21 protein-coding genes and 1 other annotated feature are annotated in these 25804 nt (G+C 55.0%); of the genes, 9 read left to right on the top strand and 12 right to left on the bottom strand.

The genetic code is table 11. From position 1 onward, the window contains the following. Positions 1-34: 34 nt before the first annotated feature. Entirely contained in the window at positions 35-1687 is a 1653-nt protein-coding gene (ushA, locus tag ACMWKA_RS17535) for a bifunctional UDP-sugar hydrolase/5'-nucleotidase UshA (RefSeq protein ID WP_129327700.1), read from the bottom strand. A gap of 163 nt (positions 1688-1850) precedes the next feature. Between ushA and ACMWKA_RS17530 the strand changes: the two genes are divergently transcribed. Continuing rightward, positions 1851-3071, top strand: a complete 1221-nt coding sequence (locus ACMWKA_RS17530) for an MFS transporter (protein ID WP_013095903.1) — start codon at positions 1851-1853, stop codon at positions 3069-3071. 228 nt (positions 3072-3299) lie between these two features. After that, a complete protein-coding gene (ybaL, locus tag ACMWKA_RS17525) occupies positions 3300-4976 on the top strand; it encodes a YbaL family putative K(+) efflux transporter (RefSeq protein WP_040021505.1) in 1677 nt (558 codons plus the stop codon). A gap of 104 nt (positions 4977-5080) precedes the next feature. Here ybaL and ACMWKA_RS17520 read toward each other — a convergent pair whose 3' ends face one another. The 9 genes from ACMWKA_RS17520 to ACMWKA_RS17480 form a co-directional block, all read right to left on the bottom strand. Beyond that, positions 5081-6385 (bottom strand): inosine/guanosine kinase, encoded by a 1305-nt coding sequence (locus tag ACMWKA_RS17520; RefSeq protein WP_020685011.1) that lies wholly within the window; start codon positions 6383-6385, stop codon positions 5081-5083. Positions 6386-6447: 62 nt separating this feature from the next. Next, positions 6448-7410: a ferrochelatase gene (gene hemH, locus ACMWKA_RS17515; RefSeq protein WP_013095900.1), complete on the bottom strand. Its 963-nt coding sequence runs from the start codon at positions 7408-7410 to the stop codon at positions 6448-6450. Between the two features lie 124 nt (positions 7411-7534). Further along, the gene (gene adk, locus ACMWKA_RS17510; RefSeq protein WP_006809841.1) at positions 7535-8179 is read right to left on the bottom strand and encodes an adenylate kinase; all 645 of its coding nucleotides are present in this window, start codon (positions 8177-8179) and stop codon (positions 7535-7537) included. Between the two features lie 195 nt (positions 8180-8374). Beyond that, on the bottom strand, positions 8375-10249 hold the full coding sequence (htpG, locus tag ACMWKA_RS17505) for a molecular chaperone HtpG (RefSeq protein ID WP_414760460.1): 1875 nt from the start codon (positions 10247-10249) through the stop codon (positions 8375-8377). Between the two features lie 110 nt (positions 10250-10359). After that, positions 10360-10965 (bottom strand): recombination mediator RecR, encoded by a 606-nt coding sequence (gene recR / locus ACMWKA_RS17500; RefSeq protein WP_013095898.1) that lies wholly within the window; start codon positions 10963-10965, stop codon positions 10360-10362. Further along, the gene (locus ACMWKA_RS17495; protein ID WP_414760459.1) at positions 10965-11297 is read right to left on the bottom strand and encodes a YbaB/EbfC family nucleoid-associated protein; all 333 of its coding nucleotides are present in this window, start codon (positions 11295-11297) and stop codon (positions 10965-10967) included. The genes recR and ACMWKA_RS17495 overlap by 1 nt, the downstream gene beginning before the upstream one ends. 53 nt (positions 11298-11350) lie before the next feature. Then, positions 11351-13276, bottom strand: coding sequence for a DNA polymerase III subunit gamma/tau (gene dnaX, locus ACMWKA_RS17490; protein WP_045902399.1), 1926 nt, complete (start codon positions 13274-13276; stop codon positions 11351-11353). Then, positions 11957-12021: a sequence feature (DnaX frameshifting element), on the bottom strand. Its footprint overlaps the gene before it by 65 nt. 88 nt (positions 13277-13364) lie before the next feature. Further along, positions 13365-13916, bottom strand: coding sequence for an adenine phosphoribosyltransferase (gene apt, locus ACMWKA_RS17485; protein WP_000127359.1), 552 nt, complete (start codon positions 13914-13916; stop codon positions 13365-13367). Between the two features lie 151 nt (positions 13917-14067). Beyond that, positions 14068-14445 carry a DUF454 family protein gene (locus ACMWKA_RS17480; RefSeq protein ID WP_013095896.1) on the bottom strand — a complete coding sequence of 126 codons (378 nt, stop codon included), beginning with the start codon at positions 14443-14445 and terminating at the stop codon, positions 14068-14070. A 50-nt stretch (positions 14446-14495) separates the two neighbouring features. Here ACMWKA_RS17480 and priC point away from each other — a divergent pair, with 50 nt between their 5' ends. Both priC and rsmS read left to right on the top strand, forming a co-directional pair. Further along, the gene (gene priC, locus ACMWKA_RS17475; RefSeq protein ID WP_038982799.1) at positions 14496-15023 is read left to right on the top strand and encodes a primosomal replication protein N''; all 528 of its coding nucleotides are present in this window, start codon (positions 14496-14498) and stop codon (positions 15021-15023) included. A gap of 12 nt (positions 15024-15035) precedes the next feature. Continuing rightward, on the top strand, positions 15036-15221 hold the full coding sequence (rsmS, locus tag ACMWKA_RS17470) for a pleiotropic regulatory protein RsmS (protein ID WP_023620091.1): 186 nt from the start codon (positions 15036-15038) through the stop codon (positions 15219-15221). 1 nt (position 15222) lies between these two features. On the opposite strand, the gene mscK is transcribed toward rsmS, so the two are convergent. After that, positions 15223-18570 (bottom strand): mechanosensitive channel MscK, encoded by a 3348-nt coding sequence (gene mscK, locus ACMWKA_RS17465; RefSeq protein ID WP_414760458.1) that lies wholly within the window; start codon positions 18568-18570, stop codon positions 15223-15225. Positions 18571-18683: 113 nt separating this feature from the next. Continuing rightward, positions 18684-19337: a multidrug efflux transporter transcriptional repressor AcrR gene (gene acrR, locus ACMWKA_RS17460; RefSeq protein WP_013095892.1), complete on the bottom strand. Its 654-nt coding sequence runs from the start codon at positions 19335-19337 to the stop codon at positions 18684-18686. Between the two features lie 141 nt (positions 19338-19478). On the opposite strand from acrR, the gene acrA reads away from it, so the two are divergent. From acrA to maa, 5 genes are all read left to right on the top strand, one after another. Continuing rightward, positions 19479-20672, top strand: coding sequence for a multidrug efflux RND transporter periplasmic adaptor subunit AcrA (acrA, locus tag ACMWKA_RS17455; RefSeq protein ID WP_023620093.1), 1194 nt, complete (start codon positions 19479-19481; stop codon positions 20670-20672). A gap of 22 nt (positions 20673-20694) precedes the next feature. Continuing rightward, entirely contained in the window at positions 20695-23841 is a 3147-nt protein-coding gene (gene acrB, locus ACMWKA_RS17450; protein ID WP_013095890.1) for a multidrug efflux RND transporter permease subunit AcrB, read from the top strand. Between the two features lie 512 nt (positions 23842-24353). After that, positions 24354-24728 (top strand): Hha toxicity modulator TomB, encoded by a 375-nt coding sequence (tomB, locus tag ACMWKA_RS17445; protein ID WP_102751746.1) that lies wholly within the window; start codon positions 24354-24356, stop codon positions 24726-24728. Positions 24729-24755: 27 nt separating this feature from the next. Beyond that, a complete protein-coding gene (locus ACMWKA_RS17440) occupies positions 24756-24974 on the top strand; it encodes an HHA domain-containing protein (RefSeq protein WP_013095889.1) in 219 nt (72 codons plus the stop codon). A 209-nt stretch (positions 24975-25183) separates the two neighbouring features. Further along, positions 25184-25735 (top strand): maltose O-acetyltransferase, encoded by a 552-nt coding sequence (gene maa, locus ACMWKA_RS17435; RefSeq protein ID WP_013095888.1) that lies wholly within the window; start codon positions 25184-25186, stop codon positions 25733-25735. Positions 25736-25804 lie beyond the last annotated feature (69 nt).

The following is a 25804-nucleotide window of genomic DNA, read 5'->3' as shown; positions in this document are numbered from 1 at the left end:
GAGGGTTGGGGTGAGGGCATCAGGCCGCACAACGTTACTGCCAGCTCACCTCGCCTTTCGGCTCATACGCATTCACGTCGATCGGTGAATTCTGCTCGATAAACTGCTTCAGAACCTCGGCATCAATAAAGCCGGTATTCACATAGCCCGGTTTATTATCGATGTGCGGATAACCGTCGCCGCCGGTGGCGTTAAAGCTTAAGGTTGCCAGACGGTAGGTTTTCGCGGGATCAACCGGCTCACCCTTGATTTTGAGATCGTTGAGCTTGCCGCCTTTGGCCACAAAGCTGACGTTAGCGAACTGCGGATAAGCGCCGGAGTCCGGCTTCATCTGCGCCACGGCGGTAAGGTACTCAATCACCTCTTTCCCGCTCATATCGGCATAAACCACCACGTTGCCAAACGGCTGCACCTTCAGCACATCTTTATAGGTGATATTCCCGCCTTCGATGGAATCACGGATCCCGCCGCCGCTCATCACACCAAAATCAGCGCCGGTGCGCGCGATTTGTGCCGCCAGCACCAGGTGACCCATATTGGTCTGTACGAAACGGACTTTGCTGCGGTCCCCTTCCAGACGCCCGTTCAGCGTACCGATTTTCACGTCCAGCTGCGCTTTGCCTTTATTCTGGAACGGGGTTAACAGGGAGAGCATCTGTGGGTTCTCGGGGATCTCCGGGGTGTAGAGCACGCGCTCACTTTTCCCGTCCGGGTAGGTCACTTTTTTCTTCAGGTTGACCGGGATGAGCTGATAATGCACCAGTTTCATCTCGCCGTTACGGAACTCAAAGTCGGCACGGCCAACGTATTTACCCCACTCGTGCGCCTGCACAATCCAGATCCCGTTCTGACGGTCTGGTGCACACGGCGTGCCGGGAACATAATCCACCTGCTTTTTATTCTCCGAGGCCATGCACACCGGATCTTGTGAGTGACCACCCACAATCATTGCCAGCGAGCCCGCAGGGAGGCTGCGCGCCATTTCAACGTCGCCCGGTGCGTTAGAACCATGCTCGCCGTTGTCGTAATGTCCCATATGGGTGGTGGCGATGATCACGTCCGGTTTTTCATTTTGCTGCAACTCCTGAATCACCAGCTTCGCTTCGTCTGCCGGTTTACGGAATTCGATATCGGTAAAGAACTCCGGGTTGCCAATTTTTGCCGTATCGTCCGTGGTGAGGCCAATCACCGCGATTTTCAGATCCTGACGCTTAAACAGCGCCCACGGTTTAAACAGGCGTTCACCGGTGCTTTTCTGATAGATATTGGCGGAGAGGAACGGGAATTTGGACCATTTTTCCTGCTGGCGCAGCACGCTCAGCGGGTTATCAAACTCATGGTTTCCGACGGCCATCGCATCGTAACCGATTAAATTCATACCGCGAAAATCAGGCTCAGCATCCTGTAAATCGGACTCCGGCACGCCGGTATTGATATCGCCCCCCGATAACAGCAGCACGCTGCCCCCTTCGGCGGCAACCTCTTTACGAATGCCATCCACCAGCGTTTTTTGCGCGGAGAGACCATATTCGCCGTACTCGCTGCGCCAGAAATGGCCGTGGTGATCGTTGGTATGCAGGATCGTAATTTTATACGTTTTGTCTTTTTCATACGCTTGTGCGGGCAGGCTTGCCAGACCCCAGGCGGCGAGCAGCGCCAACGCGACGCCATGCTTCATTAACTTCATCTTCTCTCTCCCTGACCAATAGACAAACGCAAAAATTACAGTGAGTAACAAGAATAGACAAATAAGTTTTCATAATTGCGACTTTCTTCAAATGTCGCTGGCAGGTATGTTAGTTGGATAATAATTACCCCCTGCATTTTTCATCACTAACGACGTGGTATTTATGGCAATCAGTGAATCAACCCAGCCCGTTTCGGGCGCGCCGGCGTCGCCGCCACCCTCGCGCACCTCATTTAAAGTCTTAGGCGCTATTAGCCTCTCCCATCTGCTCAACGACATGATCCAGTCGCTGATCCTGGCGATTTACCCGCTGCTGCAATCCGAGTTTTCATTAACCTTCGTGCAGATCGGGATGATCACCCTGACCTTCCAGCTGGCCTCTTCGCTACTGCAACCTATCGTCGGTTACTGGACGGATAAATATCCGATGCCGTGGTCGCTGCCGATTGGCATGTGCTTCACCCTGAGCGGGCTGGTGCTGCTGGCTATGGCGGGAAGTTTTGAAGCGGTGCTGCTTGCCGCCGCACTGGTGGGAACCGGCTCGTCGGTCTTCCATCCGGAGTCCTCCCGCGTGGCACGTATGGCCTCCGGCGGGCGCCACGGGCTGGCGCAATCACTCTTCCAGGTGGGCGGTAATTTTGGCAGTTCCCTCGGCCCACTGCTGGCGGCAGTGATCATCGCCCCCTACGGCAAGGGTAACGTCGCCTGGTTTGTGCTGGCCGCCCTGCTGGCGATCGTTGTGCTCGCCCAGATCAGCCGCTGGTATGCCGCACAGCACCGCGTAAACAAAGGCAAACCAAAAGTGAAGGTTATCAATCCCCTTCCACGCAATAAGGTGATCCTGGCCGTGTCCGTGCTGCTGGTGCTGATTTTCTCGAAATATTTCTATATGGCGAGCATCAGCAGCTATTACACCTTTTACCTGATGCAAAAATTCGGATTATCGGTACAAAACGCGCAGTTCCATCTGTTTGCTTTCCTGTTTGCCGTCGCAGCAGGGACGGTGATTGGCGGGCCAGTCGGGGATAAAATTGGCCGTAAATATGTTATTTGGGGCTCTATCCTTGGCGTTGCCCCTTTTACCCTTATTTTGCCTTACGCCAGCCTTGAATGGACGGGCATTTTAACGGTGATTATTGGTTTTATTCTGGCTTCGGCGTTCTCGGCTATCCTGGTATATGCGCAGGAGTTGTTACCGGGGCGCATTGGTATGGTTTCCGGGCTCTTCTTTGGTTTCGCCTTTGGCATGGGCGGCCTTGGTGCAGCCGTGTTAGGCATGGTTGCCGACCACACCAGTATCTTCCTGGTTTATAAAATCTGCGCTTTCCTGCCACTTCTGGGGATGTTGACCATATTCCTGCCTGATAATCGTCATAAAGCGTAATTTCATGGCTGCCAAAGTGTAACTTTGGCAGCCTGATGCCCTCATGGCATAAGGCTTTCCTGTTCATCCCTTCTCTGAATTTACCAAAACCTGCCTTTTCTGAGGCATATTGCCGTTTTATTCAAACTTCAACAATTATTCATAAACACAAGGGTAAAAATTGTCATAAACTATTACTCGGTTTTTGGTTTTCACCAAAATGGAACACCCACAACGAAAGGAGACGGAATGCACCACGCCACACCGCTTATCACCACCATTGTTGGTGGACTTGTGCTCGCTTTTATTCTCGGCATGATTGCCAATAAACTGCGTATTTCCCCTCTTGTGGGCTATCTGTTAGCCGGGGTACTGGCGGGACCGTTTACGCCTGGCTTCGTTGCGGATACCAAACTGGCACCTGAACTGGCGGAACTGGGCGTGATTCTGCTGATGTTTGGCGTGGGGCTGCATTTTTCCCTGAAGGACCTGATGGCGGTAAAGTCGATCGCCATACCGGGAGCGATCGCCCAGATAGGGGTGGCAACGCTGCTGGGCATGGCGCTTTCGGCCGTACTGGGCTGGTCGTTAATGACCGGCATCGTATTTGGGCTGTGTCTCTCAACCGCCAGTACCGTGGTGCTGCTGCGCGCGCTTGAAGAGAGGCAGTTGATAGACAGCCAGCGCGGACAAATCGCAATCGGCTGGCTGATTGTTGAAGATCTGGTAATGGTGCTGACGCTGGTTCTGCTCCCTGCCGTCGCCGGAATGATGGAAAAAGACACCCTCGGCTTTGCCTCACTGGCGCTGGATATGAGCATCACCATCGGAAAAGTGGTGGCGTTTATCGCCATCATGATGCTGGTAGGCCGCCGTCTGGTGCCGTGGATCATGTCGCGCAGCGCGGCCACCGGCTCGCGTGAACTGTTCACCCTTTCCGTCCTTGCGCTGGCGCTGGGGATTGCCTTTGGTGCGGTGGAGCTCTTTGACGTCTCCTTTGCCCTTGGCGCGTTCTTCGCCGGGATGGTGCTGAACGAATCCGAACTGAGCCACCGAGCGGCGCACGACACCCTCCCCCTGCGTGATGCCTTCGCGGTGCTGTTCTTTGTCTCCGTCGGGATGCTGTTTGATCCGATGATTCTGGTTCAGCAGCCGCTGGCCGTACTGGGGACGCTGGCGATTATCATCTTTGGTAAGTCGGTCGCCGCCTTTTTCCTGGTGCGAATGTTCGGCCACTCGCCGCGTACCGCTCTTACCATCGCCGCAAGCCTGGCACAGATTGGTGAGTTCGCCTTTATTCTGGCGGGTCTGGGGATGGCGCTGAACCTGCTGCCGCAGGCCGGGCAGAACCTGGTGCTGGCGGGAGCGATCCTCTCGATTATGCTGAACCCGGTGCTGTTCGCGCTGCTGGAAAAATATCTCGATAAAACCGAAACCCTTGAAGAGCAGACGCTCGAAGAGGCCATTGAAGAAGAGAAGCAGATCCCGGTGGATATTTGCAACCACGCCCTGCTGGTCGGCTTTGGCCGCGTGGGAAGCCTGCTCGGCGAGAAGCTGATGGCGCAAGGGATCCCGCTGGTGGTGATTGAAACCTCGCGTACCCGCGTCGATGAGCTGCGCGAGCGCGGTATCCGCGCGGTGCTGGGCAATGCGGCGAACGAAGAAATTATGAACCTGGCGCATCTGGACTGCGCCCGCTGGCTGCTGCTGACCATTCCAAACGGCTACGAAGCGGGTGAGATTGTGGCCACCGCACGTGAGAAATGCCCAACGATTGAGATCATTGCCCGCGCTCATTACGACGACGAGGTGGATTACATCACCGAACGGGGTGCGAATCAGGTGGTGATGGGTGAGCGCGAAATTGCGAATACGATGCTGGCGCTGCTGGCGAAGCCGCCGGTTGAAGAAGAGGTGACGGGCTAGCTTGTGCGGCCTGGTCCCCTCACCCCAGCCCTCTCCCCACAGGGGCGAGGGTGTTTGAGTTCCCTCTCCCCTGTGGGGAGAGGGTTAGGGTGAGGGGTTTTCTTTTACCTGTCCCAGTACGCCTCTTCGAGGCTGTCTTCCCTTTCCGGCAGGCCACGCGTTAAGCGCGGGGAGTGCTGGTTCAGCACCTGATAACTGACGCGGTTCGCGTATTTACACACCTGCGCCAGCGACGAATAGGTGAGCCAGCTGAACTTATGTTTGCTGGAATTCGGCACGTTGGTTTTGTGGTAGGCATTGGCGGTGATGTCATGCAGCAGCGCCGCCAGCGCACCGTCGCCCGCACCGTTGGTGTTCATGATCTTCTCCGGGCCGCCCATGTACGGGGCGATGTGCGAGTAGATCCGCAGCGGATTAACACAGTCTTTATAACGCATGCCACGGCTGAACTCATACTGGTTGAACTCGGCGATGGCGCCAGGCAGTAGCGGATGCTGGGTTTTGCGTTTGCTCTCTTCTTCCGTGAAGCCTGCCATATACAGCCCTACCGGTCCGGCGGTGCAGAGCACCAGATCCACCCAGTCCAGCGCTTTATCGGAGGCCAGCAGCGGATCGCTCTCGCCGGTGAGAGCCTCAGCTTCTTCTTCGTTCATCGCCAGAATCGAGACATGCTCTTTCAGGAAGGCCTGCCACCACTCCGGGTTGTCGGCAATCACAAATTTCGTTCCCAGCGTCAGGACCACCGGCACATCGTACTTTTTCGCGTACTCAATCGCCTTCATGGTGGCTTCCGGCATCGGCTCGCCCGGCTTGCAGCGCACCAGGTAGGAGGTGAGCACCAGCGCCGACGCGCCCGCAATCACCTCTTCGGGAATACTCTCGGCACGCAGCTTGTTCATGTGGCCAGGGCTAATGGCAAAGGTACGCTCGCCGGATTCACCGATCAGCGTAAAGCAGCGGCCAATGGGGCCGTCGACACCCTGCAGATAGTTAAGATCGGTACGGCTGGAGGTATTGCACAGATAACGGTAGGCGTAGCCACCAATTTCGATGTTGCTGCACATCACGCCGAGCAGCACTGAGCGGTCGTCTGCCAGAACGGAGTAGTTGTGCATGGTATTGCCGATAGTGCCACCGGCAAACTGATGGGTGATCAGGTTGTCACGCACCAGCTCCTGATAGAGCGCCTCAGCAACGTCGTCTTCAATTACCAGCGAGTGGCCGGCGCTCAGACCGTAACGGGCGACAAACGCATCATCCACTTTCGCTTCAATGTCCACCAGCGTCTGATCGATACCGACGACCCATGCCGCGCTGGTTTCATTTTCAGGCTGGATTTGCTGCAGGAGCGGATCGCGGGCATCAACAGGGAAGTAGTGTTTGGATTTGCGTTTACCGGGAAATTTCATGGTCTGAACTGTGCATAGAATATGGGCCGGGAATGGTAGCACAAACCCGGCCCAGAGTGCGATCAGCGGCTGTTGGTCACCAGTGAGACCATCATGTCGATATGTTCCGGAGCGTCATTAAGTGCCGGAATGTACTCGTACTTCTCACCGCCAGCCTCAAGGAAAAACTCCCGGTTTTGCACCGCGATCTCCTCCAGCGTTTCCAGGCAATCGGCCGAGAAGCCCGGCGACATTACCTGAATATGCTTCACGCCTTTCTCGCCGAGCATTTTGAGGGTTTCATCCGTATACGGTGTCAACCACGGCTCGCGACCAAAGCGCGACTGGAAAGTCATCATCACCTTCTCCGGCGGCAGGCCGAGCGCGGACACCAGCTCACGCGTGGTATCGCGACAGCGCTGCGGATAATCATCCCCTTCGTTAGCGAAACGCTGCGGAATGCCGTGATAGGACAACAGCAGCAGATCCGGCTCGCCGTGTTTTTCAAACGACGCGCGGGCACTGCTGGCAAGCGCTTTGATATAGAGTTCGTTATCGGCGTAGTCGCGTATAAAGGTCACGCCCGGAATGCGGCGGCGGGTCGCCAGAATGCGGGCCAGTTCGTCCCACACCGCAGCGACTGTCGAGCAGGAGTACTGCGGGTAGAGTGCCAGCACCACAATGTGCTCAACCCCCTGCGCCAGCAGCGCGTCGACCGCACTTTCCAGAGACGGTTTGCCATAGCTCATGCCGAGTGCGACAGGCATATCCGGCAGGCGGGCAGCCAGCGCTTTCTCCTGACGACGGCTGTAGACCATCAGCGGCGAGCCCTCTTCCATCCAGACAGACTGATAGAGTTTGGCGACGCGCGGTGAACGAATGGGCAGAATCACGCCACGCAGTAATGGCCACCACAGCAGTCTTGGGGTATCCACAACGCGCGTGTCGCTTAAAAATTGTCGCAGATAGCGTTTTACCGCTTCTGGCGTAGGTGCTTCTGGGGTGCCCAGATTGGCAAGCAGGATGCCGGTTTTCGCCTGACTCATTCACGCCTCTTAACCATTTGAATGGTTGTCAATTGTAGCGGAAATGCGTTTAAACGGAACCCATTGCTGTAATAGGTAAGATGAGAAATATTCTCACCCGGGGCCCCGGGTGAGAGCAGTGCGATTAGCCGAGGATTTTTTCCAGCTCTGCACGAACGTCAGCCACGGCTTTGGTGCCGTCAACTTTCGCGTATTTGGTGTTACCCGCCTGCGCTTCTTTGGTGTAGTAGCCGATCAGCGGCGCAGTCATCTGATGGTATTCCACCAGGCGCTTACGCACGGTCTCTTCCTGATCGTCTTTACGGGTGGTCAGCTCTTCGCCGGTTACGTCGTCTTTACCTTCAACCTTAGGTGGGTTGAATTTAATGTGGTAAACGCGGCCAGAAGCAGCGTGCACGCGACGACCAACGATACGGTCAACGATCAGCTCGTCTGGTACGTCGAACTCCAGCACGTAGTCTACGTTGATGCCCGCTTCTTTCATGGCGTCAGCCTGAGGAATGGTGCGTGGGAAGCCGTCCAGCAGGAAACCGTTACGGCAGTCTTCCTGAGCAATGCGCTCTTTGACCAGAGCGATAACCAGCTCGTCGGTCACCAGTTTGCCAGCGTCCATGATGTCTTTCGCTTGTTTACCCAGCTCAGAGCCAGATTTAACAGCGGCGCGCAGCATATCACCGGTGGAGATTTGCGGAATACCGTATTTCTCCATGATGAACTGAGCCTGAGTTCCTTTACCCGCGCCCGGAGCGCCAAGCAGAATAATACGCATTGCGAAAATCCCCTCAAAAGTCGATTCAATTTTTCAAAAGCGCTAAACAATACCACCAGAACGGATGCGGCTCAAGGAAGGCGGGAGGGCTGAAACGGTTAATGGGGGGAGATTATTTGGGGGAGTGCGGGCTGGTGCCCTCACCCCGGCCCTCTCCCACGGGGAGAGGGAGAAGACCAGGGGAGGCGTGGTCAATTACGCCAGCAGCAGCGCATTCACACGTTTAATGAAGAGGTTAGGATCTTCCAGCGTGCCGCGCTCGGCCAGCAGAGACTGATCCAGCAGCAGTTCAACCCACTCAGCAAAGCGGGTTTCGTCCTGGGTATCCGCCGCGCGTTTCACCAGCGGGTGATCCGGGTTGAGCTCGAAGATATATTTCACTTCTGGCATCGCCTGACCTGCCGCGGCGAACAGTTTCGCCATCTGGGTACCCATTTCGTCCGCATCGGTAGTCACAATCGCCGGCGTATCGGTCAGACGGTGGGTGAAGCGCACCTCTTTCACACGGTCGCCCAGCAGGGTTTTCACGCGCTCGACGAACGGCTCCAGCGCCTTCTCGGCTTCTTTCGCGCTTTCATCCACTTCATCCGCCAGCTTGTCGATGGATTCATCGGCTTTGGCAACAGACTGGAATGGCTTACCGTCGAACTCGGTCAGGTAGTTCATCATCCACTCGTCGATGCGGTCAGAAAGCAGCAGCACTTCGATGCCTTTCTTACGCAGCAGCTCCAGGTGCGGGCTGCTCTTCGCCGCGGCGTAGCTGTCGGCGGTGATGTAGTAGATCTTCTCCTGCCATTCTTTCATGCGGGAAACGTACTCTTCCAGCGACACGGTCTGCGCGGAGGAGTCAGTGTGCGTAGAGGCAAAGCGCAGCAGTTTGGCGATCGCTTCTACGTTCGCGGTGTCTTCCGCCGGGCCTTCTTTCAGCACCAGGCCAAACTGCTTCCAGAAGGTCTGGTATTTTTCCGCGTCGTCTTTCGCCAGTTTTTCCAGCATCTGCAGCGTACGTTTGGTCAGCGCGTTACGCAGGTTGCGGGTCACGGTGCTGTCCTGCAGAATTTCACGGGAGACGTTCAGCGGCAGATCGTTGGAATCTATCAGGCCACGGACAAAGCGCAGGTAGTTCGGCATGAACTGCTCGGCGTCGTCCATGATGAAGACACGCTGAACGTAAAGCTTCAGACCGTGCTTGTGATCGCGGTTCCACATATCCCACGGTGCCTGCGACGGGATATACAGCAGGCTGGTGTACTCCTGCTTACCTTCCACACGGTTATGGCTCCAGGTCAGCGGATCGGTAAAGTCGTGGGCGATGTGTTTGTAGAACTCGTTGTATTCGTCGTCCTTGATTTCAGCCTTATTGCGCGTCCACAGTGCCTGCGCCTTGTTGATTTTCTCCCAGGAGACCACGGTTTCACCGTCTTTCTCTTCCTGTTTTTCAATCTCAACCGGCAGGGCAATGTGGTCGGAATATTTGCTGATGATGGAGCGCACGCGCCAGTCGTTCAGGAAATCGTCTTCGCCTTCACGCAGGTGCAGGGTGATTTCGGTGCCGCGATCCGCTTTGGTGATGTCATCAACGGTGTATTCACCTTCACCTTTGGATTCCCAGAACACGCCGTTTTCCGCGCTGTCGCCCGCCGCACGTGTACGCACGGTCACTTTGTCCGCCACGATAAACGCCGAATAGAAGCCCACACCGAACTGGCCGATCAGCTGGCTGTCTTTCGCCTGGTCAGAGCCCATTGATTCCAGGAACGCTTTGGTCCCGGATTTGGCGATAGTCCCGAGGTGGTCGATCACCTCGTCGCGGTTCATGCCGATGCCGTTATCGGCGATGGTCAGGGTACGGTTCTCTTTATTGAAAGAGACGCGCACACGCAGCTCGCCGTCGCCTTCATACAGATCCGGGTTAGACAGCGCGCGGAAACGCAGCTTGTCCGCCGCATCGGAGGCGTTGGAAATCAGCTCACGCAGGAAGATTTCTTTGTTGGAATACAGGGAATGGATCATCAGGTGCAGAAGCTGTTTTACTTCTGACTGGAAACCACGGGTTTCTTGTCCTTTCATCTAAGTCGACCTCAACAATGCCATTTAATGGGGTTGTAAAACGTTGAGGGAGAGATGGGGATAAGCAGGGAAATTTTCAAGCGGAGGCTGCGAATGCCGCCTCCGTTTGGTCAGAAAATAATCTTGTGACGTCCGGCCAGAGAGTGCGACAGCGTGGTGCCGTCCACCATCTCCAGCTCGCCGCCAACCGGCACGCCGTGAGCGATACGGCTGGCGTCAACGCCGTACTGCGCGCACAGCTCGGCGATGTAGTTGGCGGTTGCCTCCCCTTCCACCGTGGGGTTGGTGGCGAGGATCACCTCTTTGATGGTCTCGGACTCCAGACGCTGTTCAAGGCGATCAAGACCGATATCATCCGGGCCAATACCGTCCAGCGGGGAGAGATGCCCCATCAGCACGAAATAGCGGCCAGAGAACTGCCCGGTTTGTTCGATGGCATAGATGTCCGCCGGACTCTCCACCACGCAAATCTGACCGTTCTCCTGACGACGCGGATTCGAGCAAATATTACAGACGTCCTGCTCGGTAAAAGTACGGCAATCCGCACAGTGACCAATTTCTGACATGGCGCGGGTCAGAGCCTGCGCCAGGCGCATCCCGCCGCTGCGGTCGCGCTGCAATAGCGTAAACGCCATACGCTGCGCCGACTTCGGGCCTACGCCCGGCAGGCAGCGCAACGCTTCCATTAACTGCGTGAGCAGCGGACTGGTTTGCATCAGAACGGCATCTTGAAGCCCGGCGGCAGTTGCATACCGCTGGATACAGAGGCCATTTTCTCTTTCTGGGTTTCGTCGATACGGCGAGCGGCATCGTTGAACGCGGCTGCAACCAGATCTTCCAGCATCTCTTTGTCGTCTTCGAGCAGGCTTGGATCGATTTCAACGCGGCGGCAGTTATGCGCACCGTTGATGGTCACCTTGACCAGACCGGCACCGGATTCACCCGTGACTTCCAGCTGAGCGATCTCTTCCTGCACCTTCTGCATTTTTTCCTGCATCTGCTGAGCCTGCTTCATCAGGCCACCCAGACCGCCTTTTCCACCAAACATAGGCTTCTCTCTCTTTCACGTTTAACGATGACAACCGTAAGTCAGACTCACGATCAAATGGGGCGAATACTCTCTTCATCCAGATCGGCGTCGAAGAACCGGCGCAGGGTCTGGATGTTGTTATCCGCAATAATCGACTCACGCGCCTGCGCGAGTTTCTCTTCATAAATGGCCTGGCGCCACTCCAGTGGCGTTCGCACCGCCGGATTATCATCTTCAATGATAGTCAATTCAACCGGTGCACCCTGTAATGTGGCCAGCGCCTCCGCCAGCGCTTTTTGTGCGCCGGGGGAGTTCAGGTGCCGTTGACCGGGACGCAGATGCAGACGCACCTGATTACCGTCCTGCTCTTTCCAGGCATTCAGCGCGACCTGCTCGACCAGCTTAGGCAGTTGCAGTTTACTGACCTCCGCGGCCCAGGCGTCACGCGCGATAGACTCTTCCGCGAGCTTCGCGGAAAGCTCCGGTGTTTTTTCATGCTCCAGCGCTTTCTTCAGCGCTTTTGGCGTGGCGACCTCTTTCTTCACCTCTTCGACGATGGTCGTCGACTTCCAGCGGTAAGCCTCTTCTTTCACCGGGGCTTTTTGCTCGAGCGCGGACGGTGCCGGGCGCGCCTGTACGCGCTCCGTTACCGAGGCCAGTCGTTCAAGCGCGGCGTTGTTTACCGGCCGCGCTCTTCCTGGCGCTGCCGGTTCACTCTTTTTTGGTTTGGTTGCTCCCTGCGCTCGCTGCAACTGGCTGCGGGCGGCAAGCACCGAACTGGTGGCATCCGACAGCGGTACATTTTGCGGCGGCGCTGCCGGCTGTGCTGGCACCTGCTGCGGGGACATCACTGCCGTTGGAGCGGTCGGGGCGAATGACTGCCGGGGCACTTCAGGCTCTGGCAGCGGCATACGCGGGTGGAACGCCAGCGCACGCAGCAGCGTCATTTCAACGCCCATTCTAGGATCCGGCGCAAACGGCAGCTCTTTACGGCCAATCAGCAAGGTCTGGTAATAAAGCTGTACGTCAGCAGGCGGCACGGTACGGGCAAGCTCACGCATCCGCTGTTCAATGGCCGCCATATCCGCCCCCATCGCTGACGGAGAGAGCTGAAGCATCGCTACACGGTGCAGCAGGCTAAGCATCTCGACCAGTAGGGCTTCCCACTCGACGCCACGGGCTGCAGCGGCATTCACCAGCGACATGACGCGCTCACCGTTCGCGGCGATCGTGGCTTCAATCAGGGACAGCGCCTGGTCGTCATCCAGCGTGCCGAGCATGGTGCTGACCGCCTCCGTCGACAGTTTACCGTCACCGCTGGCAATGGCTTGATCCGTCAGACTGAGCGCATCGCGCAGGCTGCCGTCCGCTGCACGGGCCAGCAGTTGCAGGGCGCGCGGCTCGTGGACAATCTTCTCTTCGTCGAGAATGTGTTCCAGCTGAGTACGGATCTGTTCAACGTCCAGCGCCTTCAGATGGAACTGCAAACAGCGCGACAGAATCGTCACCGGCAGCTTTTGCGGATCGGTGGTCGCCAGCAGGAATTTCACATGCGCAGGCGGCTCTTCCAACGTTTTCAGCAGGGCGTTGAAGCTGTGACGTGACAGCATGTGCACTTCATCGATCAGATAGACCTTGAAGCGGCCACGCGCCGGGGCGTACTGCACGTTATCCAACAGGTCACGGGTATCTTCAACTTTGGTGCGCGAGGCGGCGTCGATCTCGATCAGATCGACAAAGCGCCCCTGCTCGATCTCACGGCAGTTGTCACACACGCCACACGGCGTGGCGGTGATCCCGGTTTCGCAGTTCAGACCTTTTGCCAGCAAACGGGCAATAGAGGTTTTACCGACGCCGCGGGTACCGGAGAAGAGATAGGCGTGATGGATACGACCTAGCGACAAGCCGTTCGCCAGGGCCGTCAGCACATGTTCCTGACCGACAACGTCGGCAAAGGTTTGTGGTCGCCATTTACGGGCTAACACCTGATAACTCATGGGCAGGCTCTGCAACGCTGGAAGGTGAATTAATGGAGGGGAATGCTATCACAACCTCACCCATTGAGCGAGGTTGTGAGAAACGGGATTAATGACCCGGGAAAGGCACCAGGCTGTAGCTGGTAATACCCTGTTTTTCCAGGCGCTGTTCGCCGCCCAGATCGAACAGATTGATGATGAAGGCCGCATCGGTCACTTCACCACCCAGGCGACGAATCAGCTTCACGGTCGCTTCGATAGTGCCACCGGTTGCCAGCAGATCGTCCACCACCAGCACTTTGTCGCCAGGCTTAATGGCATCAACGTGGATTTCCAGCTGATCGGTGCCGTATTCCAGCTCATAGCTCTCCGCGATGGTTTCACGCGGCAGTTTGCGCGGCTTACGCACTGGCACAAAACCTACGCCCATTGCCAGCGCCACCGGTGCGCCAAACAGGAAGCCACGGGCTTCGGTACCTACTACTTTGGTGATCCCGGCGTTTTTATAACGCTCTACCAGCAGTTCAATGCTGAGCGCGTACGCTTTCGGGTCTTCCAGCAAGCTGGTGACATCACGGAAAAGAATGCCAGGTTTTGGATAGTCCTGGATGCTTTTAATGCTGTTTTTCAGATATTCAAGCTGCTGTGCAGTTGCGGTCATCGGTTTGTGCCTAAATGAAACAATGTTACTCACAGCGCGCAAAGAGGCGGTAAAGGTAACAATTGTTTAACCTTTAACCAGGCGCGCCTGTGCTCGAAAACGGTCGAATTTACTGGCTGCGCGCAATAATTGCAACAGCCATTATAAGGCTTCAGTGCTTTTGTTGCTTTTCATCAACCACGGGGATCCGCCACATGAAGATAAGCAGGCAGGTCAGGATAACCAGCAGCAGGATCCGCACCCACATCATTTTCACCAGCCATAATGAAATGGCGAAGGTGATGAGGATGACTGCAATCGCACGCGGCTTTGCGCCAGGCGGCATGGCCCGGTGTTTCTGCCAGTGGCGCAGATAGCCGCCAAACCACGAGCGATACAGCAGCCAGTGATGAAAACGCGGGGATGAGCGGGCAAAACACCAGGCTGCCAGCAGAATAAACGGCGTCGTGGGCAAAAGTGGCAAAACCACGCCCAGGGTGCCTAACACTACCGCCAGCCAGCCAATGATGATTAAAATAGTACGCTGCATAATGCGAATCGTTATCAAACTGAACGGCTACTTTACCACTGGAGCGCGCCTTGAAAATAGCCCTGCTTTTAGAGACGCTGCAAAATCAGCTCGTTGCCCTGCGCACCCAGGCGTCACCGTTGATGCAGCATGCGACGCTCAAACCGCGCTTTGACCGGCAGTTATTTCATACGCGTAGTACGCTGATGAAAGACTATCTTGATGAGGCGCAGACCAACCTCGACGAACTGCGACAGTCCGTGAATGACGGTAAACATGAGCAGGTGGCCTGGCTTGCGGAGCATCTCACCAGTCAGATCACCGCCCTGCACCGGGAGATCGCAGCCTGGCCCCTGCGTACCTGGGATAGCGCGTCGCCCGGCCTCGGTAAATGGCAGCGCAAACGGCTGGAGCACCAGGAGTTTGAACGCCGTCTGTTTGAGATGAAGCGCGAGCGGGAAGCACGTCTGAACAACAGTGAAACACTGGAAGAGCAGCAGTTATTGATGCGTGAAATCGACGCGCTGGATGGACGTCTTGTCCGCTGCCGTCAGGCGCTGGATGAGATCGAACGCGTCATTGAACGCCTGACCCGTTAAAAGGAGCCACACATGTCGCTGGAAAATGCCCCCGATGAGGTCAAACTGGCCGTCGATTTGATTATGCTGCTGGAGAATCATGAGATCCCGGCTGAGACGGTGCTGAAGGCACTGGAGATTGTGCGGCGGGATTTTGAGGGAAAGGTGAAGGCCGGTTGCCCTCACCCTAACCCTCTTCCACAGGGAGAGGGAAAATAGTTCAGGCGGGAGTCGGATCGTCACCCTTAATCTCACGCTTCACTTCCGTATGCTCGTCACCTTTCTCGTTATGCAGGTGAACCTCAAGCTGGTTGAAAGCAATATTGATATTGTTTTCACGGCACAGACGATCGATGGAGCGGTTCAGTTCATCCACGGTGTAGCTGCGATCGCGAAGCTCACGCACGTATAAACGCAGCTCGTGATCCAGCGTGCTCGCCCCGAAGGTGGTGAAGAAGACGTCTGGCGCCGGCTCGTGCATAACCTTTGGATGCTCTTTTGCGGCCTTCAGCAATACCTCTTTCACCTTATCCAGATCCGAACCGTAGGCTACGCCGAGGCGGATCACCACACGCGTCGTCGTATCAGAGAGCGACCAGTTGATCAAACGCTCGGTCACGAACGCTTTGTTCGGGATGATCACCTCTTTGCGATCGAAGTCGGTAATGGTGGTCGCACGAATGCGGATCTTGCTGACGGTACCGGAGAAGGTCCCGATGGTCACCGTATCGCCAATTCGCACCGGACGTTCGAACAGGATGATCAGGCCGGAAACGAAGTTACCGAAAATCTCCTGCAGGCCAAAACCGAGACCCACAGAGAGCGCTGCCGCCAGCCACTGCAGTTTGTCCCATGACACGCCCAGCGAGCCGAAGACCGTCATCGCCCCGACAATAATAATGACGTAGTTGAGGATGGTGGTAATGGCATAGGACGCCCCCTGACGCAGGTTCAGGCGCGACAGCACCAGCACCTCCAGCAGACCCGGCAGGTTTCGAATCAGCGCCCAGGCCACCATCGACGACACCACCGCAAACAGCAGGCTGCCCATGGTGACGCTCTTCATCACCGCAGCGCCTGCTTCGGTCCCGCTGTACTGCCAGAGGGTGATACTGTCGAGATAGGCAAAGACGGTAATCAAATCAGACCAGATGGCCCAGAACATCACCGCGAACAGGGCAATCATCACCAGCATGGTGATACGCAGCGTCTGCTGGTTAACCTGCTCCAGCGCGATGGTCGGCTCTTCCTGCGGCTCCGCGCCTTCGGCGCCCTCTTTCACCTGATGCTGACGACGCGCAATGGCGCGGCGATAAGCGATACGGCGAGCCGCCACGCTCAAGCCGCGCAGCACGGTCTGGTAGAGCAGGTTCCAGACAATCACCAGATAGACGGTTTCTATCCAGCGGCCGGACAGACGCAGCGTGGTGTAGAAGTAGCCCGTCGCCGTGAGCACCATCAGCGCCAGCGGAATGATTGCCAACACCGTGACGGTGGCGAGGCGCAGGTTGTGGGACTCTTTATCACGCCAGCTATCGCGGCACATCGGCCACATCAGGATGGCAATCAACAGCAGGTTCAGCAGAATGACCAGCTGACCCAGAACGTCATCCATCAGATGCAGCGGAGAAAGCTCGGAAACCACCGACCAGAAGTGCAGCGGCAGGAGCGCCAGGCTGATGCGGACAATCTGACGACGCCAGTGGCTGGTCAGTTGCTGTGGCATATTGAAGTGACGCACCGCCACGCCGTCTTTTTCCAGCACCTTCCAGCACAGACCAAACACCAGCCAGAACAGGGCCAGCTTTTTACTGAAGGCCCACAGCAAATCGCTGACGTTGAGCTGCATGGTGAGCAGGATCAGGCCAACCGCCAGGATGATCAGGCACACCGGCAGCGCGCGAATGAGATCGATCAGAATCGCTTTTGGCGTATGCAACTGGCTGTCATTTCGCAGTTGCCCCACTTCTGAGGCCAGCTTCGCCTGATAGTTCTTCAGCCATCCCAGACGCCAGCGGATCACGCCCGCAATCAGCAGCAGCGGTAATCCCGCCAGGAAGGCAATCATCACCGCGGGCCAGGCTTTCTCCCAGTTCCCGGTGATTTTCATGCTTTTAATCTGCGTTTTCAGCGTTTCGGGGAAGGATTTAACCCAGTCCCAGTCCATCGGTTTGTTGCTGTTAACCCAGAAAATCTGCTGGGTCAAAATCTCCTGCAGACTTTTAGAAACGCTCACCAGCTGCTGCTGGTTGATCTGCAGGTTAATCGCCATCATCAGCTGGTTACCCAGCTGTTTATTGAGCTGGTCAAGCAGCTCGCGGCGCATATCCACCACCTGCAACAGCGCGTCGTGCACTTCCGGGTTCACTTCACTGGAGTGACCCTCTTCTATTTTGGCGACAAAGGTATCGCTCTGGAAAAGGGCATCGCGCTGCTGGTTGACGTCAAACTGTTCCAGACGTAAATCCGCAATGCGGTTGGTCATGTCCTCCAGCTCGTCGGCAGAGGGCAGCGTCTGCTGTTGCTGGTAAAGAATGCGTGACAGCAGAAGGCTGCCTTTCAGCACCGCAATTTGCTCTTTGATGTTACGTTCCGCCTGGAGCGCGCGGTCCAGCCAGTTTTTAACTTTAATGTTCTGTTGAACCAGCGAGTTACCGTTTTCGGTCGCCTGAATCAGGCGCTCGCTCAGCTGATGGTTCGCATCGAGCTCCTGCTTCACCAGCGGATTGGCCTGGATGCGGGCGGTTTCGTCCGGCGATACCGCCTCCTGGGCGGTTTTTTCCGTCAGCGTCAGGCGCTTGCTGTTCACCGCCTCCTGCAACAGCTGAAGCTGGTGTTCCAGACGGTTAATGTTAGCGGTCACGTAATCACGCTGTTTTTGTAGCGTGTCCTGCAGCACCGTATTCCCTTCCAGGCTTTTACGCTGCTGTTCAATTTGCGCATTCAGTAACGACTGCTGAACCAGCAGCAGCGTTTGCTGCGTCGGGCGCAGCGTGCCTTCACCCACCGTGGTGCCGTTCAGGCGGTTACGGATTTGCTGCAGCTGCTGAGACGCGGCGTACATTGCGTTTTGTACGCGCTCGGGCTGAGTCTGCAAAGAGACAAGCTGACTGTTGTAGGTGGCGAGATCCGACTGTGCGGTTTGCAGGTCGTCGAGCAGCTGTGCGACGCGTGACTCCAGCTGACGCAGCGACAGCGTTGCCAGCGTTTTGCGCGTTTCGTCGTCGTTATCCACGTCGCTCAGGGCATTTAGCGAATCCGTTGCTTTACGCATGTTTTCAGGCGCCTGCGCCACCTTCTGACGAAGCTGGGTAGTTTCCGCTTTAACGCGATCGATTTTATCCAGTGATTCCAGCGTTTCCGTCAGATCCTGCTGAACGAGTTTGTCCTGCGGCGTGAGATCTTTTTGTTTATTCAGGGCGTCGAGCTGCGACTGAACATCAGCACGTGATGGAATGTCATTGCCGTTATCGGCGCGGGCCCAGGAAAGCGGTGCCGTTGCGAAGAAAAACAGCGTCGCGAAGAGTAGTACAAGAACAGGATGTTGCGAGCGATTGGTGTGCAGCATAGTCGTGAGTGATGTCAGAAGATGACCGAAAATAGTCCGGCGTGCAGAATATCACGCTCGCCTGAAGCAGAATAGCGCGAACGTGAGCCTCTGAGATAAATCCTGGAAATGGCTCAGGCAGTGAGCGAAGGCGCGTCGCTGCGCAGCGTCGGGCAGAGCTGTAGCATTTCCAGTAAAATCGCCACGTAGCTGCGGGCTTCCGCTTTTAAGTCAAAGGATTGCGGGGCAAAAAGCCAGTTTTCCATCAGGCCCGAAATGTAGCTGCGCATCAGAATAGCCGCCCGGCGGGTCAGGAGATTGGCCGGTAGCAGTTTAGCCTGCATGCACTGGTTCAGGTTCTGTTCAATGCGATCATAGCTTTCCAGGCTAAGGCTGCGCTGCGCCTGCTGCACAACAGCCATCTCTCCCACAAACTCACATTTATGGAAAATAATTTCCATCATTAACCGACGGCGCTCTTCAACTACCGTCGCTTCAAGGATATATACTAATATTTCTCTTAATACTGAGAGTGGATCGTCAGGGAATTTTGCCCGATACTCACTCTCGAGATCGCTAATGCTGGACTCTGAAAGCTCCCAGATTTCACTGAACAGATCTGACTTGTCTTTAAAATGCCAGTAAATCGCTCCCCGCGTAACGCCAGCGGCCTGAGCAATCTGTGCCAGCGAGGTTGACGAAACACCTTGCTGAGAAAATAAGCGGATTGCCACATCCAGAATGTGTTGTCGGGTTTCAAGCGCTTGTTGTTTGGTTTTTCGTGCCATAAGTGGGTGAATTTACAGGCGTCAGATTTACATACATTTGTGAATGTATGTACCATAGCATGACGATAATATAAACGCAGCAATGGGTTTTTGGACTCAGGACCATTGATCAATTTGAAATCGGACACTCGAGGTTTACATATGAACAAAAACAGAGGGTTAACGCCTCTGGCGGTCGTTCTGATGCTCTCAGGCAGCTTAGCGCTTACAGGATGTGACGACAAACAGGCTCAACAAGGAGCGCAGCAGATGCCAGAAGTTGGCGTTGTGACGCTCAAATCCGAACCTCTTCAGATCACCACCGAATTGCCTGGCCGCACAAGTGCTTATCGCATTGCAGAAGTTCGTCCTCAGGTGAGCGGCATTATCCTGAAACGTAACTTTACCGAAGGCGGCGATGTGCAAGCCGGTGAGTCTCTTTATCAGATTGATCCCGCAACGTATCAGGCGTCGTATGAAAGCGCGAAAGGCGACCTGGCGAAAGCGGAAGCGGCGGCCAAAATCTCTCAGCTGACGTTGAATCGTTACAAAAAACTGCTCGGTACGCAGTACATCAGCCAACAGGACTACGACACAGCCCTGGCGGATGCACAGCAGGCTAACGCGGCCGTTGTGGCAGCAAAAGCAGCTGTCGAAACCGCGCGCATCAACCTGGCCTATACCAAAGTGACCTCCCCTATCAGCGGTCGTATTGGTAAGTCCTCCGTGACCGAAGGGGCGCTGGTACAAAACGGTCAGGCCACAGCGATGGCAACCGTGCAGCAGCTTGATCCGATCTACGTTGACGTGACGCAGTCCAGCAACGATTTCCTGCGACTGAAACAAGAGCTGGCAAACGGCACCCTGAAGCAGGAGAACGGTAAAGCCAAAGTGGAGCTGGTCACTAACGACGGCATCAAATATCCACAGGCGGGCACGCTGGAATTCTCTGATGTGACGGTCGACCAGACCACCGGTTCCATCACCTTACGTGCGATCTTCCCGAACCCTGACCACACCCTGTTGCCAGGTATGTTCGTTCGCGCACGTCTGGAAGAAGGCACTAACCCAACCGCACTTCTGGTTCCACAGCAGGGTGTGACCCGTACGCCACGCGGCGATGCGAGCGCACTGGTTGTTGGCGCTGGTGACAAAGTCGAAATGCGCAATATCACTGCTACGCAGGCGATTGGCGATAAATGGCTGGTGACGGACGGTCTGAAAGATGGCGATCGCGTGATTGTTACTGGTTTGCAAAAAGTTCGTCCTGGCGCGCAGGTTAAAGCACAGGAAGTGAAGTCTGACGATAAACAACAAGCTTCGGCCGCTGGCCAGTCAGAACAAACCAAGTCTTAACTTAAACAGGAGCCGTTAAGACATGCCTAATTTCTTTATCGATCGCCCCATATTCGCATGGGTGATCGCCATTATTATCATGCTGGCCGGGGGACTTGCGATCCTGAAGCTGCCTGTTGCGCAATATCCGACCATTGCGCCACCGGCGGTGACGATCTCCGCAACCTACCCGGGGGCGGATGCGAAAACGGTGCAGGATACCGTTACGCAGGTTATCGAACAGAACATGAACGGTATCGATAACCTGATGTACATGTCCTCAAACAGTGACTCCACCGGTACGGTTCAGATCACCCTGACCTTCGAGTCTGGTACTGATGCTGACATCGCGCAGGTTCAGGTGCAGAACAAACTGCAGCTGGCGATGCCGCTGCTGCCGCAGGAAGTACAACAGCAGGGTGTGAGCGTCGAGAAATCGTCCAGTAGCTTCCTGATGGTTGTTGGCGTTATCAACACCAACGGCACCATGACGCAGGAGGATATTTCCGACTACGTGGGCGCCAACATGAAGGACGCCATCAGCCGTACTTCAGGTGTGGGTGACGTTCAGCTGTTTGGTTCCCAGTACGCGATGCGTATCTGGATGGACCCGAACAAACTGAACAACTTCCAGCTGACGCCGGTTGACGTCATCAACGCCATTAAAGCACAGAACGCCCAGGTTGCAGCCGGTCAGTTAGGCGGTACGCCGCCGGTGAAAGGCCAGCAGCTTAACGCGTCCATCATCGCGCAAACCCGTCTGACCTCCGCCGATGAATTCAGCAAAATTCTGCTGAAAGTGAATCAGGACGGTTCGCAGGTTCGCCTGCGTGACGTGGCAAAAGTGGAGTTGGGTGGCGAAAACTACGACATCATTGCGAAGTTTAACGGCAAACCGGCTTCCGGTCTGGGTATCAAACTGGCGACCGGTGCTAACGCCCTGGACACCGCAACGGCTATCCGTGCAGAACTGAAGAAGATGGAACCGTTCTTCCCGTCAGGTCTGAAGATCGTTTATCCGTATGACACCACGCCATTCGTTAAAATTTCGATTCACGAAGTGGTTAAAACCCTGGTAGAAGCGATCATCCTGGTCTTCCTGGTGATGTATCTGTTCCTGCAGAACTTCCGCGCGACGCTGATTCCAACCATCGCCGTACCGGTCGTCTTGCTCGGAACCTTCGCCATACTGGCAATATTTGGCTACTCGATAAACACCCTGACGATGTTCGGGATGGTGCTCGCCATCGGCTTGCTGGTGGATGACGCCATCGTGGTCGTAGAAAACGTCGAGCGCGTCATGGCGGAAGAAGGTCTGCCGCCGAAGGAAGCAACCCGTAAATCCATGGGCCAGATCCAGGGCGCGCTCGTCGGTATCGCGATGGTGCTGTCCGCCGTATTTATTCCGATGGCCTTCTTCGGGGGCTCTACCGGTGCGATTTACCGTCAGTTCTCCATCACTATCGTTTCTGCGATGGCGCTGTCGGTGCTGGTGGCGCTGATCCTGACGCCTGCGCTGTGTGCAACCATGCTGAAACCGATTCAGAAAGGTGGTCACGGCGAGCACAAAGGGTTCTTCGGCTGGTTTAACCGCATGTTTGATAAGAGTACGCACCACTATACCGACAGCGTAGGGAACATTCTGCGCAGCACCGGTCGTTATCTGCTGCTCTATATCATCATCGTGGTGGGCATGGCCTATCTGTTCGTTCGTCTGCCAAGCTCGTTCCTGCCAGATGAAGACCAGGGCGTATTCCTGACGATGGCGCAGCTTCCGGCGGGTGCATCGCAAGAACGTACCCAGAAAGTGCTGGATGAAGTGACGGACTACTACCTCACCAAAGAAAAAGCGAACGTTGAATCCGTGTTTGCGGTTAACGGCTTTGGCTTTGCGGGTCGTGGCCAGAACACCGGTATCGCCTTCGTTTCACTGAAAGACTGGTCTGAACGTCCGGGCGAAGAGAACAAGGTTGAAGCGATCACCGGCCGTGCAATGGGCACCTTCTCGCAGATTAAAGATGCGATGGTCTTCGCCTTTAACCTGCCAGCGATCGTTGAACTGGGTACGGCGACCGGTTTCGACTTCCAGCTGATTGACCAGGGCGGTCTGGGCCACGAGAAACTGACTCAGGCGCGTAACCAGCTGTTTGGCGAAGTGGCTAAACACCCTGACCTGCTGGTCGGCGTGCGTCCTAACGGCCTGGAAGATACGCCGCAGTACAAGATCGACATCGACCAGGAGAAAGCGCAGGCGCTGGGTGTATCCATCAGCGACATCAATACTACACTGGGCGCAGCCTGGGGCGGTAGCTACGTTAACGACTTCATCGACCGCGGCCGTGTGAAGAAAGTGTACGTGATGTCTGAAGCGCAATACCGTATGTTGCCGAACGATATCAACAACTGGTACGTTCGCGGCAGCGATGGCCAGATGGTGCCGTTCTCAGCCTTCTCGACGTCGCGCTGGGAATACGGTTCACCGCGTCTGGAACGTTATAACGGGCTGCCATCCATGGAAATTCTGGGGCAAGCCGCGCCGGGTCGAAGCACCGGTGAAGCCATGAACCTGATGGAAGAGTTAGCCAGCAAACTGCCTGCGGGTATTGGCTATGACTGGACCGGTATGTCCTATCAGGAACGTCTGTCCGGTAACCAGGCCCCTGCTCTGTACGCCATTTCACTGATTGTGGTGTTCCTGTGTCTGGCGGCACTGTATGAGAGCTGGTCAATTCCGTTCTCCGTTATGCTGGTGGTGCCATTGGGGGTTATCGGTGCGCTGCTGGCCGCAACGTTCCGTGGGCTGACCAACGACGTGTACTTCCAGGTAGGCCTGCTGACAACCATTGGCTTGTCGGCGAAGAACGCGATACTTATCGTCGAATTCGCCAAAGATCTGATGGAGAAAGAAGGTAAAGGCCTGATCGAAGCCACGCTTGAAGCTGTTCGTATGCGTCTGCGTCCTATTCTGATGACCTCACTGGCATTTATCCTCGGGGTACTGCCGCTGGTTATCAGCTCTGGTGCGGGTTCCGGCGCACAGAACGCGGTAGGTACCGGGGTAATGGGCGGTATGATCACCGCGACCGTACTGGCTATCTTCTTCGTACCGGTGTTCTTTGTGGTGGTTCGCCGCCGCTTCAGCCGGAAGAATGAAGATATTGAACACAGTCATTCGGTAGAACCTCACTGATACCGGTTTCACATGATAAAAAGGCCGCATTAGCGGCCTTTTTCATTTCTGAAAAAAATCATAAAATACGCTTATTGTCGTTTTATTTATTTTATGCCATGTTTAAAAGGCATATCATAATTAGCAGAAAACTTAATGGGCGAACTCAGGATTGTTTTAATTCCATTTCGCCGCTTAACTTATTAGGAATATTCCTAATAACAAGTCCATACAAAGAAAATTCTGAATCCGGACTTTTTCCGCGTGTTTACGCTAAATCAATGAAACGTAAGGAAGCGAAAAAAAACCAGCGTTAATTTGGATAAAAGTGTTCATCTTAGGATGTACTATTGCGTAAACGCTCGCAGACTCTGATTTTAATTGTAATTTTTCGTAATAGCGCGGTGAAATCCTGATCAGAGTGGCTTATAGTTAGAGTGAACAGGAGCACAGCACCCGTAGAGCTAAGTAGGTTGTATCCATCCCGACAATGATGTTCGGTGAGTAAGAAATCACTCAGAAGGGGATGCGCTATGGACGAGTACTCGCCAAAAAGGCATGATATCGCGCAGTTGAAATTTCTCTGCGAATCCTTGTACCATGACTGCCTTGCCAATCTTGATGAAAGTAATCATGGCTGGGTGAACGATCCAACATCGGCCATCAATTTGCAATTGAATGAGTTGATAGAGCATATCGCGACCTTCGCACTTAATTATAAAATTAAGTACAATGACGATAATAAACTGATTGAGCAAATTGACGAATACCTGGATGACACCTTTATGTTGTTCAGCAGCTACGGCATTAACGCGCAGGATTTGCAGAAATGGCGTAAATCTGGAAACCGGCTATTCCGCTGTTTCGTCAACGTGAGCAGAGCTAACCCGGTTAGCCTTTCCTGTTAAAATTATTACAATGACTAAGGTGAATTTATGTCTGATAAACCACTCACAAAAACCGATTATTTGATGCGCTTACGACGTTGTCAGTCAATTGACACACTCGAACGCGTGATTGAAAAAAATAAATACGAGCTTTCTGATAATGAACTGACCGTATTTTATTCAGCCGCTGACCATCGCCTTGCCGAGCTGACCATGAATAAACTGTATGACAAAATCCCGCCTTCTGTGTGGAAATTTGTCCGTTAATTGTTGCAGTGTGTCTGTAGAGGTTCTACGCCACTCTCTTAGTTGTTTATACCTTTCGAATTACGATCCCGGTGTTAAAGCCAGGTCTCCGTGTAAAACGTGATCATTAGCAACAATGTTGTGACTTTAGTCACACGCGCTTTTCGGGAACGTTCCCTTCCTGGCTTATCCCGATTACCCTGCGGTAATCGAACCCAGAGAGGCATCCTATGAGCGTAGAAAAACAGAAAATGATTGCGGGTGAACATTACCGTCCTGGTGATGAAACATTACGGGCCGACCGACTGCGCGCCCGCCATCTGGTTCACCGCTATAACCACTCCGCCCCCGATGAGAAAACAGAACGCCAGAAGATTCTGGCGGAACTGCTGGGGCAAAGTGAAGGGGCTTATATTGAGCCAGCTTTCCGTTGTGACTATGGCTATAACATTTTCCTGGGCAAAGAATTTTACGCTAACTTCGACTGCGTGATGCTCGATGTCTGCCCTATTCATATTGGTGATAACTGTATGCTTGCGCCAGGCGTGCATATTTATACGGCCACCCACCCGCTGGATGCCGAAGAACGCAACAGCGGAGTGGAATACGGTAAACCCGTGCGCATTGGCAATAATGTCTGGATCGGCGGACGAGCGGTGATTAACCCGGGCGTCACGGTGGGAGATAATGTGGTGATTGCCTCCGGCGCTGTGGTGACAAAAGATGTCCCGGCCAATGCCGTCGTCGGGGGTAATCCGGCGAAAATTATCAAAATGCTGTGAGGATGTGGGGAGTCAACTGTTATGGTCTTTCAGCACATAACTGTTACTTTTTTCAGTCAAATGGCTCCC

Origin of the sequence: Enterobacter sp. 03-F-07-AD-ECC (assembly GCF_047530935.1) — a bacterium.
Classification (GTDB): Bacteria; Pseudomonadota; Gammaproteobacteria; order Enterobacterales; family Enterobacteriaceae; genus Enterobacter; species Enterobacter cloacae.
The sequence above is the reverse complement of the archived record's forward strand: the minus strand, read 5'-3'. Positions and strand labels throughout refer to the sequence as shown.